Here is a 13,779-nt window from a genome sequence, read left to right on the forward strand (position 1 = left end):
ATCAAGCGAAGGGAGATTTCTCATGAGTACAAAGAATGTAAAACCGGTAAAAGAAAAGCTTGACCCGGTCGTGTTCAAGACTGCCATGGTTCTGGTCGTTGGAGCGCTTGCACCGCTGTTCGATTCGACGATGGTCAACGTGGCGTTCCACGCCATTGCGGCTGATATGAAAGCAAATATTTCTATCGTGCAGTGGATCACAACGGGGTACGTTCTGGCGATGGGGCTGGCCGTTCCGGTTTCAGGATGGGCCACCAAACGATTCGGAGGCAAGCGATTATACGTCTTTTCACTGGCGATTTTTTTAATTGGCTCCATATGCTCTATGCTGTCATGGAACATCGAAAGCATGATTATTTTCCGGGTCATTCAGGGGGTCGGCGCCGGATTGATGATGCCGACGCTGCAAACGGAGCTTGTACAGGTTTCCGGCGGACGCAACCTTGGGCGGATCATGTCGATTGTCAGCATACCCGGTCTGCTTGGGCCGATCCTTGGTCCGGTATTGGGAGGGATTCTCATTAATGCCTGGGGCTGGCACGCTATTTTCTGGGTAAATATCCCGATCTGCATCGTGGCAATCCCGTTAGCCTTGTGGGGAATACCGGCCGACAAACTGTCGGAAAAGAAAGAATCCCTTGATGTGATCGGCATGATTTTGCTTTCTCCCGCGTTTGCCCTCCTGATCTATGGCATTGCCCAGATTGCTTCGCACAGGGGACTTGGCAGCAGCACGGTCTATATTCCGCTTATCATCGGCGTCGTTTTGATGGCATCCTATGTCGTCTATGCTCTGAATACGAAGCGGGAACCGGCTCTGAATGTACAACTGTTCAAATCTGTCAATTTTTCCGCTTCCAATATTCTGCTGATTTTCAGTGGCATCATTACGAACGGGGCCATGCTGATGCTGCCGCTCTATTATCAGGAAGTACGCGGCGCAAGCGCGCTATCAGCCGGCTTTTGGCTACTTCCTCAGGGCATAGGCATGCTGCTGACCAGAAGCTGGGCCGGGAAAACGGCCGACCGTAACGGCTCGCGCAACATCGTGCTGATGAGCCTCGCCGCTATTGCGATCGGTACGCTGCCGTTTGCTTTTGCGGGTACGGATACGAATTATATCCTTTTGTCTATCGCCTTGTTGATAAGAGGGGCGGGGCTCGGCGGTTTATTTATTGCAATCATGATGTCCGCCTATATTGGACTTCCAGAAAAGCAGGTTCCTCACGCGAGCATTGCCACACGGATTTTCCAGACCATCGGCGGAGCTTTCGGGTCCGCCATTCTTGCAACCGCCGCTCAACAGCAGATGGCGGGCCACGTACAATCTGATCTTCCTGCTGTTGCCTATTCCTTCAACGTCTCGTTCTGGTGGTCGATCGGTTTCACCGTGGCTGCAGTAATTCCTACGTTGTTTTTGACGATGCTTAAAAAATCGGAGCTAGAAGCGGCCACAGAGGAGACAATAGAGAAGACATGAAAACCCACATCATTTGCCAGAAGCGAATTTAGTTAAAAAAGCTCAGCCTTTCGGCTGAGCTTTTTCATACAACAAAATGCGTCCGCAAGACTGTGAACGAATATGTCATGGTGCAACCGCCGGTGGAGAAAGGGGGATTCATCACTAGCAGCATAGCTCTTCGCTGAAAACATATTGCTGGCATGTTCTCTAATGTTCAGACTTTTTTGGATTCGATTCTCTCGCAGCCAAACAAAAAGGTGACACCCGCGGTGGATTTTGTTCCTCTCCCTTGATAGTGTCGACCCTGATAAATTTGCTTTGATGGGTGTAAAGTCTGGGCGGAAATCTGGTACCTAGTTGAAAGACTTTAGCATAGAAGGTGTCGCGGAAAATAAAGGAACAAGCAGCGAAGATTAAGTTACATTGATAACCGCTACGAAGGATGAAAAAACAGATTACGCACACCAGCCAAAAAACGACCCCCGGCAGCGGTACCGCTGCCGGGGGTTAGCAATATAAAAGAAACGAATCAGCCTTTAGCCGGTAAACCGGCTGATCTCCAGCTCTTTGAGGGAAAACAGAATCAAAAAAGAAATGTGCAGGCGGTTCCGGATTTTATCACTGTCCAGTGGTGTTTCCAGAATTTCCTCCAGTTTTTTTATGCGGTAAATCACAGAGGTTCTATGAATAAACAGCGCCTTAGCCGTACTGGTGTAGTTCCCGTTGTGAGTAAGAAAAGCATACAGGGTTTTTACATACTCGGTGCTGTTATCACGGTCGTAGGCAATCAGCTTCAGCATCTCCTGGCTGCAGAAACCCTTTAGATTGATGTGGGGGGGAGCGTCCAGAAAAAGGCAATTTAAAGCATAATCGTCATAATCGAAAATCACGTCCCGCGCGTGCATCTGCACGCCGGCCCGCCTTGCCTGCACAGCCTGCGGGTACTGCTCGTGCAGTCGGTCCAGGCCGTTCCTGCTTCGGCTGATGCCAATCTGAATTTTGTTTTTGGTCAAAAACTTCTTTAAACCCTCAAGGTCAAAATTCTGGCCGTACAGCCGCTCTTTGTCCAAAATGGCGACAATCCCGTTTTCAGTAATCAGCGTATAGCTTTTCGGAAGATACTTTTCCAGCTCCAGCCTGACGTTTTGCAGACTGTTTTCATAATGCCACGCGTCACTGGCCGCCATCAAAACACAGTAGTTCCCATCCGTTTTCAAGTTCAGCGACATCGCCCTGCTCTCCAGCCGAGCGGTATCGGAAAATTTATTCTCGATCAGATCCTTGAAAAAGCTCTCCCGGCGGGCGTCTCGCACAAACTTGTAGAAGCTGTCCATTTTAAAATAATAGGAAAACACATTACACAGGCGGCGCAGTATCCCGATATCCTGTTCATGGAACGGTCGGTTGGAGTTCAGAACGGAAATACTAGCAATCTTGGTATTTCCAATATAGATCTTGCCGTTGATCGTGTCATACTGGCTAATTTCCTTTTGAAGCAGGATGGGCTGCGCGTTTTTATCCAGCTGCTGGGAAATTCGTTTATAGTTCTGGGACTGCATGGTTTCGTAGCTGAAATATCCGAATTCGCTGTGGTCTTTCCACAGCTTACTGTTTTCCACAAAGCCGCCGGAGCGCGCAATCAGCTTGGTGCTCCGGTCCGAAAGGATGACGGGATTTTCAAGCAGGCGGTAGGCAATGTCCACGATCTCCTGCGCTCTACCCTGCCGAAGCGCCACGTCCAGCAGCGTGTTCCAATACACTGCGGCTTTAGAGGAATCCGCAAAAACTTTCTGCACCTCTTTCAGCAGCGTGTTGAGGGATACGGTATCGTCTACGAGCATCAAATTAACTCCCAGAGGATGATGCGCATACGGAACATCCTCAATGCACAGAAAACTCGTACCTTTGCTCACGTTTGACAGGGCATACAGAGCCGAAAGCATGCCCAGATACAGAATTCCCGAGCATTCGCCGTCGTTTTCCGCTGAAAGCAGGCGGATCGAGCTTATTTCTTCGTCCGTACCATGGCAAATCAGCCTGGGACTGTAATCCAGAAGGTGCCCGCACAGCATTTCCAGATTCATACTTTTTCCTCCGGTGTCTTATTTAAGCTCCATTATATCACAACGTGCTGTACTCCTATTGTCCTAAAGGACAATAGGAGTACAAACTTTTTAACATTCCAAGGCTGCTCGGGTGTCAGCCTTTTTTCTGGAAATCATGGTGGTGACAACAGCAACAATGACCGCTGCAACCAAGAGATAGATCCAGCAAACCTGCCAACCGGCCTTCAGTCCCTCAAAGCCGAACAGGTTGGTAAAAACCTTCAGGACATTGGTTGAAAAAGACTGGCCGATGGACTGGCAGATTACAACGACAGAAAAAGCGAGCGTAGCGACGGATTTTGTCGCGACAGGCTCTTTAGGTCTCTGAATCGTCTGAGCAATCAAAAGAAGAAGCTCAGGATTGTAAAGACCGAATCCGAAACCGAACAGCATGCTGCCGACTATGTACATTGGGAAAGTGGTCGCATTCGTCAAGATAAAGAAGCAGAGTGCCACACAGGTAATTGCAGCCGTAAGAGCATATTGCTTTAAGACCTTACGGATACCCGGGAAAAACAATCCCACTAAAAAGGAGACGGCGGAATAAGCGGAAATTGTCAGGCCGGCTTGGGAAGAGTCGCCGGCACCGGTTTTTACCACTACCAGCGCGGCACTGGCGAAGAAAGAACTCAGCGTCACATTGAAAGTAATGTTCCAGAGCGCCAGAACGACTGTTTTATAGGTTAACTTATCTTTCTGACCGGAGGCTGCTGTTTCCTTTGGCTGTGCTTTTTCCGTATCCGGCAGCTTAAAGATGATCAGCAAAAGCACCGGGATCACGATGATGAACGCCGCATAGGCGTAACGGTAATTGATATTGGCAAGATACCCGCCCACAGCGGCAAAGACCACGCTGGAAAGTCCGCCAACAGCTGTTTTGAAACCAACCATACGGTTGCGGACCGGTCCCTCCGGGAACAAGTCCACCAAAATGGAGCTTGCGAACGGAAACGCCAAGCCGTAACCGACGGAGAAAACGCCTTTCATGATCAGGAGAAATTCAAAGGTCCCTCCGATAAATGCAGGCAGCAGTCCGCCCACAAGAATCAGAATAATGGAAAAAACTAGGACAACCTTTGCCCTCACAAAGCGGGTGATTACTCCGCATGCAAAGCAGGAAATCATCATGATGATAGGGGTGATCGTCTGAAGAAGCTTTATATTATCTATCGGAACATTGGGAAACGCCACGGCGATTGCGCCCAGCGAAGCCTGAATGATACTTGTGGTATAAAGCAGAACACCGATGGATAACGCAGCGACTTGAACAATCAAATCGTATTGTTTCTCTTTCATTCTACACAACTCCTCAATTAAGTTAAGATTAAATTCCCAGCAGCTCCGCCGGAGTCTTTTTGGCCATCAGGTCGATCTGGTTCTCTGTCAGGATCTTGTTTTCATGAAGGAGCGTAAGGAATCTGTGAAGAATGTCGACCGGTGAAACCGGGCCGTTCCTTGTCATGGCACCGCCGTCGGAGCTCAGGATCAGACGCTCCTGCGGTGCAACGCTCAGGTACTCCGTAATCAGTGAAAAAGGAACTCTGCTGAGTGTGGGCAGAATCTGCTCAAATTCCACCGCACAGACATCCACATAAGCGCCTTTACTTGCCCATCTTCCCACATCCTCCACGCTGGCGCCGACTGTAGAAAACGGATGAGTAATCACTACTTTTTCAAGCTTCATTTCAGCTGCTTTGTCAACGAGCTTGTTGATTTCCGCCACGCTGCCGTGACCCGTCGCCAGAATCATGTCGGGATGGGAAGCCATGTAATCCAGCACAGGAAGGACTTCCTCCTTCAGTTTCCCGTCCTCGTTAAGATAATACACGGGGTTCTCTGTTACCGCCAGTTTCTTCGCACCGACGAACGATTTTTTCGCATGCTCATCGATATGCTGCTTCGCAGAAACCGTCGGCATCCAGACGACCTTTGCGCCCATTTTGTACGCGGCGTCAATCATGGAAACATTGAAAACACCGATGGAATTGTTCAGAACCAGGCTACCAATGACTCTCGTGCCCTTTTTTGCGTGATATTTTTCGATCATTGCCGCTGACATGACCGTAGGAATATAATGATCTTTAACGACAAAGCCCTTATATCCGGCTTCTTCAGCCTGCTGCAGCATCTCAACGGTATCAAGTGATCTTGTCACAACGGAAGGACCCGAATGAACATGCATATCCACTACACCATGCAAAATCTCTCTATCTGCCATATGTATCAAACCTTTCTGTTTTATCGACAATCTGCGGTTCCCAGAATCTGCTCAAATCCCGTGCTGAGCGCGCGCATGACTGTGGTGACCAGGAACTTTGCGCCCCTGCCGGAAGCATTTTTGAACATTAGTGGGTTCAGGAAAACCATTCCGGCAGGAACCTTCATTTTTTCTGCTCTAAGGTAAAGATCGTCCAGCACCGCCTGCATATGCGGGTTTTTGGCCCCCTCTGGGTAACCCATGCTGACGGACAAGTCCAAAGCGCCAAGGAAAGCAACGTCCACGCCCGGAACAGACAGGATTTCATCGAAATTCTGTGCCGCTTCCGCCGTCTCAATCTGTACAATTACAATGGTGTCGCCGTTCTGCTTTTCCAGATAGTCCGCTGCGTTTTTCGTATTCTGCAAACGGTATGCCCTGCTGTAAAAGTCCACACCCCGGCTCCCGTTTGGCGGGTACTTTGCGCGGGACACGGCCTGTTCAACATCTTCTTTCGTCCGTACCATAGGAATCTGGACTCCGGCTGCGCCCATGTCCAGCGCTTTTTGAATGGATGACGGGTCGTAGTCGACTCTCACGATAATGTCCAAGCCGACCGTATCGGCCGCACGTACCATATTTTCCATATCAGACTGACTGAAGCAGCCGTGCTCCTGATCCAGAAGCATAAAGTCAAAACCCGCGTCCTTCAGCATTTCGGCTACAATGGGAGCGCTGAAATTCACAAAGCAGCCGGTTACCGGCTGTCCGCTCTTCATTTTTGCCTTCAGCCTCTCAGACATTTTTCTCACCGTCTACGTCGGGGTTCAGATTGCTTTCCGGAAATTCCTCCCTTACCGGAGAGAAAATATCCAGCATAGTGCAGCCTTCAGGATCGGTAACGGTTGCGTTGTGAATCGTATCGGACGGAATCACGACAAGATCGCCCTGATGTGTGTGAAAGGTCTCTTCTCCCACGGTGAAATCACAGCTTCCGCTCACAATATAGCTGATCTGCTCATTCATATGTTTATGGTAATAATCGGGGAAACCAAACACAATCCTGTTCAAAACAGCCGAGCATTTTTCCCCGTGAACCGTAATACGGTCCCCGCCGGGCTTAATCTGGGTCCACTGTACCTTTGATCTGTCAGCAAATTTACCTGCCATGATCTGTTACCTCCATATCTGTTTTACTGATTAATACAGTTCGTCCTGCTTTGGAATAAAAATCAGAAGATTGTTTACTCCGTTCGGGTCGGTAACCTTAGTGCTATGAACAGCATTCGGAGGAATTGCGATATAGTCGCCCGCCTCAAGATGATAGACCGTATCTTCAATAGTCATATCCATTGTGCCGCGGATCGTAATAACAATCTGCTCATGAATGTGCTTATGGGGTTTGGAGTCTCTTCCGGTGTATTCAATCTCCTGCAATCTGAGGTTTGCTTTCTCGGCTACAAAATTTTTGATTTTTACACCGACTCTTCTGTCGTTGACAACGACGTCCTTCCATTCTTCCTGAGCCATCTTCTTATAGATATTTTCCATGATACTGCTCCCCTTCTTTGGTTTTTAATAAATTGCAATACCAGTATGACAGTTAGCCTGCGGGATTTCATCTGAAAGTTTGTAGGAATTGATTACTGTCCGTTGCAACACATTTTATAAAATTTCTTATTCCTTTGCATTGTTGAAGATTTATCAATGATGTATTATACTGTAAAAATGACAGGAAGGGAGGAAGCCCCCATGCAAATGCACAGTATTGCAAAGACTCTGAAAGCAAAATATCTTTCAACAGGAAATTTTTCCGCCGACATTCTTTCGCTCCAGCTGTCAGATATTCCCCTCGAAATGCCAGACCCACAGCAATTGCATATCCTTCGGCTGTCCTCCCTGCTAAATACCTCTACGCTCGAAAAAATCAACCTTGCCTGTATTTCAGACATTCCGTACGAGACGGAGGCACTGAAATTCCCAGACTGCAACATCATCCTGCTGCCGCAATCATGGAACGAACTCGAAGCCTTCAATAAAATACAGGACCTGCTGGACGAGGACCTTTGCTTTATGGTGAACTACATTCGGCTGAAAGAAGCCATTATCGGCGGGCAAAGCCCCCAGCAGTTTGTCGACCTGTGCTCTGAAATTCTGGGCAATACGGTCATTGTGTCGGGTAAAGACACTAAGCTGATCACGCGTTCCCATCTGAACGACGTAAAAAGCATCCTTTGGGACGAGCACGGAAAATACGGCTTTTTCAGCGAAAGCACGGTGGAATCAAACCAATATCGGGCGATGCAGAAAAAGCTTTACAACTCGCCTTCACCTGTTATCCTAAGAAAAATGATCAGCGATTACACCACCATCACCGGTAAAATTGAAATCGATAATTTTCAGGTAGGCTATTTTTCAGTGATGGATACGGAGAAACCCGTTACAAAATCAGACAAAAGAATGGTCGCCGCCATCTGCGATCTGCTGACCTATTATTTTAAAAACAACTATTCTCACGAAAACGAAGAAACACTGGAAAGAAACAAAAAAATACAGTATCTGCTAAAAGGCGGGAAAGACAGCCGCCGCTTTGACTTTTACACCGAAATAGCCTGCCTGCATCTGGACGCGGGCTATCGGATCATGATCGTAAAGCACAAATCCCGCAGGGAATCTCTGGCCGTGCTTCTCTCCTGGACTATGAAGCTGATGCCCGGCCGCGCAATTGCGGAGTACGGTGAGAATGTAGTCGTGATATTAGATAACGATTACCACGATGAGGAAGCCCGTCTGGACCGGTTTGCTTCTGAGCACGACCTTTATATTGGCATCAGCGAGCAGGCAACCACAGCGGACAAATTCAGAGAATGCTACGACCGTGCGCTGAAGGCGGTAGAACTCGGGCTGCTGCTCGGGGAGAAAAAGCGGCGGTTTTATTACAGTGATTACGCGGTATTCCATTTGTGGCAAATGCTCTCCGAGTATTCTGACCTGAGCCAGTATTGCCACCCCGCCGTCCCCCGGCTTCTGGAATACGACCGGTCGCACCGCACCGACTTTTCAAAAACGCTTCAGGTTTTCCTCAGGCATAACGGAAATATGTCCTCCACGGCAGAGACGTTGTCCATTCACCGAGCCTCTTTACTGTACCGTATTGAAAAACTGCAGGAATTGCTTGATATTGACCTGAACGATGTTAAAACCCGAAATTACCTATACGCTTCTTTTCAAATGATGTGGATACTCAAATACAAGCATTGACGGAGATTTCCGCCTGTTCACAGCAGTGCCATGCCCTCAAGGCATGGCACTGCTGTTTTCTGAGGAATTGACGGACCCGCATGACAAACTGTATAAAAATCCCGGGGGAATTCCCACACAATCTAGGGTGCGGAGGAGTCAGCCTGTATAGTATAATAGTACCCATACGATTACGGGGATCTGATTGAAAAGATGACGAAAAGAAAGGAAGCTTACTATGTCCGAAAATCAAGTACAGCAAAAAGACCAAACTCTGGGTCTTAAAGAGCTAACGGCACTGGCCACAGGTACTGTTATCAGCGCAGGTCTTCTCACTGTAATAGGTCCGGCAATTTCTCTCACCGGTCGATCGGTTTGGCTGGCGTTTGCCGCCGCGGTCCTGTTTGGGCTGCTGCTTAACCTTCCCTTTATTTTTCTCAGCAGTGTCATTCGCTTACGGGGAGGTAACTACAGTCTGGTACGACTGCTGCTCGGAGATATTCCGGGAGGAGTTTTGGTTGTCAACCTGATTTTTTTGCAGCTTCCTTTTGCCACTTCGGGTATTGCGATGGGAATGTATATTAATTCCCTGTGGCCCTTCCTCAACCCAAAGCTAATCGGTGTCCTGACGCCGACCATCTTCCTGCTTATCAACCTGCTTGGCATTAAATCGATGAGTAAGGTCCAAAACATCATTACCGTTTTACTGATTGCGGGTCTGCTGCTGTTTATCGGTACAGGAACCGTTCATTTAAACGCCGGGACATTTGATTTTTCTTCCACAGACTATTTCCCTAAGGGATGGAGTGGCTTTAGCAGCGCTATGATTTTACTGGTGTTTTCAACCACCATGCATCAGACGGTTATGAACTATGGCGCGAACGCAAAAGACGCAAGACGGGATATGCCCTGGGCGATTATAATCACTACTGGCATTATTCTTGTCATCTACACCGGTATGGCGCTGGTTGCCGGCAACGTTCTGCCTGTCGCACAGGTGGCGGGAAAGCCACTAACTCTAGTCGCAAATAAAATTATGCCTCAGCCCCTATTTTTTATTTTCATCCTCTTTGGAGCGGTGGGCGCCATTGCCACGACTATGAACTCGCTGTACGCTTCTGCGGCAAAGCCTATGCAGCTCGGCTGCCAGGACGGATGGTTCCCGAAATCGCTGGGAAAACTGAACCGGTTTGACGTTCCCTACCGTATCTATTTCATTCTTTACGGATTTGCCGTGGTTCCCATCCTTTTCGACATGCCGCTCAATACTCTGATCAATGACACTCTGCTGATTCAATATTTGATCAAGATTATCATGCTGGTCGCAATTTTGCGTATGCCCACAAAATATCCGGAGCTGTGGAAGGCCTCTCGCTATCACGTTCCCAATCCTGTGTTTTATACATTAACCGGAATTTCTTTCCTTGCTCAGATATTCCTGATCGTGACTGCGGCGGGAAACCTGACGACCGTTATTGTCACCGTAAGCGTCGCTCTGCTTGCTCTGGGCTGTGCATACGCATTTTACCGCTATAAGTTCGGCAAGGTTAATCTGCGTGAAGTAAGCAGTCAGGATATTGTCTGAAGCGGCAACATCCTTTGGACAAAACTCTTTCACATAGCCTGATAAAAAATACATACGCAAAGAAGATGGAGATTTTTATGGAAAAGCTTTTAAGGTTCGATGGAAAAAATGTAGTTATTACAGGCGGTTCCGGCGGAATCGGCGAAAAAATCTGCAAGCTGTTTTTCCAGCAGGGCGCACATGTAATTATCGCCGACATCAAACCGGACGAGGAACAAATTATTTCGTCTTTTAAAGAAAAGGGCATTGATGTGTCCTATCAGATGATGGACGTATCCAATCCCGAATCCGTGCGGGACAGCGCTCTGGAAATTAAAGAGCATCACGGCAATGTGGATGTTCTGGTAGCCGCCGCAGGAATCGGGCTGACCTGCCCCGCGATTGATTATCCGGACGACGGTTGGATGCGCGTAATGGGGATTAATCTGAACGGCACCTTTTTCTGTGCCAGAGAATTCGCGAAGCAAATGATAGAGACGGGTAAGGGCAGCATTGTCTGTATTTCCTCTATTGCCGCAATGAAGGCACTTCGCCCGGAAACTCATGTGGCATACGGCACCTCCAAAGCCGCCATTACCCATATGTGCAGACTTCTAGCCGCCGAATGGGCACAGTACAATGTACGCATCAATGCGGTGGCACCGGGTTATACCGGCACGGATGCGCTCAGCAAGCTGGTGAATTACCTGCCGGTATGGAAAGAAAACATTCCCATGCACCGTATGATGGATCCGGAAGAAATCGCACAAGGAATTCTCTTCCTTGCTTCCGATGCCGCAAGCGGGGTTACGGGAACACAACTGCTGGTCGACGGCGGCTACTCCGCCTGGTAACGGCTGAATAGACATAAAAGACAGCGGGCACGGTAAAAATCGTGCCTGCTGTCTTTTACCAGATTTTAAATTTTTCACACTTTGAAACCCGCTTTCAGCGAAGTATTCTGAACGACCTTTCATCGGGATCAACCGTAAGCTCTCTAAAATCAATGGCAATATAAAAACCTCTCTGCACACGGCTGACCGACCGATGCACCGTCACCTGCATGGCGCAAGATTGTGCCATCCGCACAGCGCAGCAGATATTCGTAATGTGCAGTAGATTTCATAACAGCCCCACCCTTTCTCCATATTGGAGTTACCGGTCTCGTTGATATCAAAATCCAATTGAAACCGACTAGGCCTCGCTCACCAATGTCATTTTCACATAATTATTATAATCCTGTATTCCAAGGGAATCCATCAAAAAGCTGGCTGTGTTCTTATTGAATTCCCCAAATTTCCGCAAATTTACTGTTAAAACAAATAAATGAAAAACCGGCTGTTTTTATTTTCTTGTATTGGTATAATATTGCATGCTGCTATTCTCGCAATGACTAGACTAAATCATGCACAACCAACGCGGATCCGAATTCCTTTAGACCCGTGTGAAGATCTTCCCTTTCACTTGCCGGACCTACTCGCAAATCGGTAACGACAGGCACTTCATCAACATCAAATTCGAGCACCTCAAACATCTGTTTCGTATAATCAATATACGTTTTGAACAGGCCGGCATCCGGATTTCCCTGATTAAATGAAAGAATCAGCTTCTGTTTTACGGCATTTCCCTTAAAAAATGGAGAGAACCGAGGAGAAAATCGCGCGAACAGCCTGTCTGTAAATATCTTGCCCTGGGCACTCATCTGTCCCATGTAAATCGGCAGGCCCAAGACAATGGCATCGGCATGCTCAATCGCATCATAAATTTTCTGCATGTCGTCATTGATTACACAGCCCTGATCGCTCTTGTGACACGCCCAACAGCCACGGCAGGGTTTAATATCCAGATTACTGAAACTGAAAACAGCTGTTTCGGCACCTTGTTCCTTTGCACCTTTAAGTATGTTGTTTACAATAAAGGCTGTATTGCCTTCTTTTCGCTGACTTGCGATAATTCCTATTATGTTCATTCTATTTCCTCCTTGCACATTGTGTTGCTTCCTGTTTGCTTTGCGGACTATATGTTCATAGTGGGAGTCTCCTCTCACAGCGGAAATTTTGTTTCCCTGTTAACATAGCCATTCTAACACCTTATTGTTTCCAAGTCAACATTAATATTGACTTGGAAACAATACAATGAATAAAATGATATAAAAGCAGCCCATCCTTATGAGGGATGGGCTGCTTTTATATCGGTTTATATATTTTTGCGAATTCGAAACTAAAAATGATCCAATTTCATATCTACACCCAGTTTTTTTATTTCCGCGTCCAAATGCATATTATACTTTTCCGCAAAATTAAGTATTACATTAAACTGCTCCTCTGTTACCTGTTTAAAAAAGGGGTGATCTCTGTCCTTAAATTCTCTGTGCAATTCCTCATGAATCATAAAAATTGCTTTTCCTTGCTCTGTGAGTCTAAAATAAACTTCTTTATTGTTATTCGGCTTCTGATAACTTTCTATGAGCTCTTTTTTTACGAGTTTCTTCGTTATTTTGCTTATGGCTCCCCTGGTCATCTCAAAGGACTCCGCCAGCTTTGTAACATTGGAATCATCCTCTTCTCCGATAAAAGCAATACAGTGTACTTCAGAAGGGTTATAGCCCCTCAGTCTGTCTTTCATCTTAAAACTATCAAGCCACATTCTCTTTTTGAATATGTTCCATAATCCCGCCATGACCTGTTCTTCCTTGTTCATTACCTGTCCCCCATATGCCGGGTATTTTAGTTGTATTATATCACCTTTTCGTTTCCCATTCAACAATATCGCAATTGCATGGAAAATATATCAATTATCTTCCTGAATGTAGAGGACATCCGACCAAGGCGTACGATCCCGATCACTGTGAAATCAGTAATCCCTTATTTTGATTTTGCTTGCAACGTTATAGTATCCTCTATTATGTAGATCATTCCATCCAGCAATCGTTGCGCACCCTTTGCCCCCGATACATAGAGTAGCCAGTCCCTCTTGGCGCCGCACTTCTTCATCGCATACAGCAGGTGAGCAGAATACGGGCACCGGAACAGCCCAGAGGATGGCTCAGGGAGACAATAACACATTTATTTACATTCAGCTTACTGGTATCGATCTGCAGATCATAGATAACAGCCAGACTCTGGGCTGCGAAAACTTTGTTGGCCTCTATCAGGTCAAAGTATCTGGCCTTAGCCATGACCGTACGGGTCCCAAGATAAGGCCAACGCCC

General features: G+C 47.3%; 13 protein-coding genes. 4 read left to right on the top strand and 9 right to left on the bottom strand.

Translation table 11 applies throughout. The features are described from left to right. Positions 1-22 precede the first annotated feature (22 nt). Positions 23-1,480 carry an MDR family MFS transporter gene (locus tag ACRQU7_RS14960; protein ID WP_444641577.1) on the top strand — a complete coding sequence of 486 codons (1,458 nt, stop codon included), beginning with the start codon at positions 23-25 and terminating at the stop codon, positions 1,478-1,480. A 518-nt stretch (positions 1,481-1,998) separates the two neighbouring features. Here the strand turns inward: ACRQU7_RS14960 and ACRQU7_RS14965 are convergent. The 6 genes from ACRQU7_RS14965 to ACRQU7_RS14990 all read right to left on the bottom strand — a co-directional run bounded on the left by ACRQU7_RS14965 (position 1,999) and on the right by ACRQU7_RS14990 (position 7,315). Next, entirely contained in the window at positions 1,999-3,546 is a 1,548-nt protein-coding gene (locus ACRQU7_RS14965; protein WP_444641578.1) for a PucR family transcriptional regulator, read from the bottom strand. Between the two features lie 90 nt (positions 3,547-3,636). After that, positions 3,637-4,863, bottom strand: coding sequence for an MFS transporter (locus ACRQU7_RS14970; protein ID WP_038325510.1), 1,227 nt, complete (start codon positions 4,861-4,863; stop codon positions 3,637-3,639). Positions 4,864-4,891: 28 nt separating this feature from the next. Then, positions 4,892-5,785, bottom strand: a complete 894-nt coding sequence (locus ACRQU7_RS14975) for a DUF6282 family protein (RefSeq protein WP_444641579.1) — start codon at positions 5,783-5,785, stop codon at positions 4,892-4,894. Between the two features lie 20 nt (positions 5,786-5,805). Next, complete coding sequence (locus ACRQU7_RS14980; protein ID WP_444641580.1) at positions 5,806-6,567, bottom strand: HpcH/HpaI aldolase family protein; 762 nt, start codon at positions 6,565-6,567, stop codon at positions 5,806-5,808. Further along, positions 6,560-6,934, bottom strand: coding sequence for a cupin domain-containing protein (locus tag ACRQU7_RS14985; protein WP_444641581.1), 375 nt, complete (start codon positions 6,932-6,934; stop codon positions 6,560-6,562). Before ACRQU7_RS14985 ends, ACRQU7_RS14980 begins: the two co-directional genes overlap by 8 nt. Before the next feature lie 30 nt (positions 6,935-6,964). Then, a complete protein-coding gene (locus ACRQU7_RS14990) occupies positions 6,965-7,315 on the bottom strand; it encodes a cupin domain-containing protein (protein ID WP_052010705.1) in 351 nt (116 codons plus the stop codon). Positions 7,316-7,516: 201 nt separating this feature from the next. Here ACRQU7_RS14990 and ACRQU7_RS14995 point away from each other — a divergent pair, with 201 nt between their 5' ends. The 3 genes from ACRQU7_RS14995 to ACRQU7_RS15005 all read left to right on the top strand — a co-directional run bounded on the left by ACRQU7_RS14995 (position 7,517) and on the right by ACRQU7_RS15005 (position 11,422). Beyond that, the gene (locus tag ACRQU7_RS14995; protein WP_444641582.1) at positions 7,517-9,025 is read left to right on the top strand and encodes a PucR family transcriptional regulator; all 1,509 of its coding nucleotides are present in this window, start codon (positions 7,517-7,519) and stop codon (positions 9,023-9,025) included. Positions 9,026-9,242: 217 nt separating this feature from the next. Then, positions 9,243-10,589, top strand: a complete 1,347-nt coding sequence (locus ACRQU7_RS15000; protein WP_444641583.1) for an APC family permease — start codon at positions 9,243-9,245, stop codon at positions 10,587-10,589. Positions 10,590-10,666: 77 nt separating this feature from the next. Continuing rightward, entirely contained in the window at positions 10,667-11,422 is a 756-nt protein-coding gene (locus ACRQU7_RS15005; protein ID WP_444641584.1) for an SDR family NAD(P)-dependent oxidoreductase, read from the top strand. Between the two features lie 539 nt (positions 11,423-11,961). Here ACRQU7_RS15005 and ACRQU7_RS15010 read toward each other — a convergent pair. The 3 genes from ACRQU7_RS15010 to ACRQU7_RS15020 form a co-directional block, all read right to left on the bottom strand. After that, a complete protein-coding gene (locus tag ACRQU7_RS15010) occupies positions 11,962-12,537 on the bottom strand; it encodes a flavodoxin family protein (RefSeq protein WP_038325516.1) in 576 nt (191 codons plus the stop codon). 251 nt (positions 12,538-12,788) lie between these two features. Continuing rightward, positions 12,789-13,268, bottom strand: a complete 480-nt coding sequence (locus tag ACRQU7_RS15015; protein WP_444641585.1) for a MarR family transcriptional regulator — start codon at positions 13,266-13,268, stop codon at positions 12,789-12,791. Between the two features lie 289 nt (positions 13,269-13,557). Next, entirely contained in the window at positions 13,558-13,746 is a 189-nt protein-coding gene (locus ACRQU7_RS15020; protein ID WP_444641586.1) for a hypothetical protein, read from the bottom strand. Between the last annotated feature and the right edge of the window lie 33 nt (positions 13,747-13,779).

The organism is Caproiciproducens puteiluti (assembly GCF_052442865.1).
GTDB lineage: Bacteria > Bacillota > Clostridia > Oscillospirales > Acutalibacteraceae > Caproiciproducens.

Coding starts and splice junctions, on each gene's coding strand:
- ACRQU7_RS15000 (WP_444641583.1), top strand. CDS start 9,243: ATGTCCGAAAATCAAGTACAGCAAAAAGACCAAACTCTGGGTCTTAAA.
- ACRQU7_RS15010 (WP_038325516.1), bottom strand. CDS start 12,537: ATGAACATAATAGGAATTATCGCAAGTCAGCGAAAAGAAGGCAATACA.
- ACRQU7_RS14975 (WP_444641579.1), bottom strand. CDS start 5,785: ATGGCAGATAGAGAGATTTTGCATGGTGTAGTGGATATGCATGTTCAT.
- ACRQU7_RS14970 (WP_038325510.1), bottom strand. CDS start 4,863: ATGAAAGAGAAACAATACGATTTGATTGTTCAAGTCGCTGCGTTATCC.
- ACRQU7_RS14965 (WP_444641578.1), bottom strand. CDS start 3,546: ATGAATCTGGAAATGCTGTGCGGGCACCTTCTGGATTACAGTCCCAGG.
- ACRQU7_RS14960 (WP_444641577.1), top strand. CDS start 23: ATGAGTACAAAGAATGTAAAACCGGTAAAAGAAAAGCTTGACCCGGTC.
- ACRQU7_RS14995 (WP_444641582.1), top strand. CDS start 7,517: ATGCAAATGCACAGTATTGCAAAGACTCTGAAAGCAAAATATCTTTCA.
- ACRQU7_RS15020 (WP_444641586.1), bottom strand. CDS start 13,746: ATGGCTAAGGCCAGATACTTTGACCTGATAGAGGCCAACAAAGTTTTC.
- ACRQU7_RS15005 (WP_444641584.1), top strand. CDS start 10,667: ATGGAAAAGCTTTTAAGGTTCGATGGAAAAAATGTAGTTATTACAGGC.
- ACRQU7_RS15015 (WP_444641585.1), bottom strand. CDS start 13,268: ATGAACAAGGAAGAACAGGTCATGGCGGGATTATGGAACATATTCAAA.
- ACRQU7_RS14980 (WP_444641580.1), bottom strand. CDS start 6,567: ATGTCTGAGAGGCTGAAGGCAAAAATGAAGAGCGGACAGCCGGTAACC.
- ACRQU7_RS14990 (WP_052010705.1), bottom strand. CDS start 7,315: ATGGAAAATATCTATAAGAAGATGGCTCAGGAAGAATGGAAGGACGTC.
- ACRQU7_RS14985 (WP_444641581.1), bottom strand. CDS start 6,934: ATGGCAGGTAAATTTGCTGACAGATCAAAGGTACAGTGGACCCAGATT.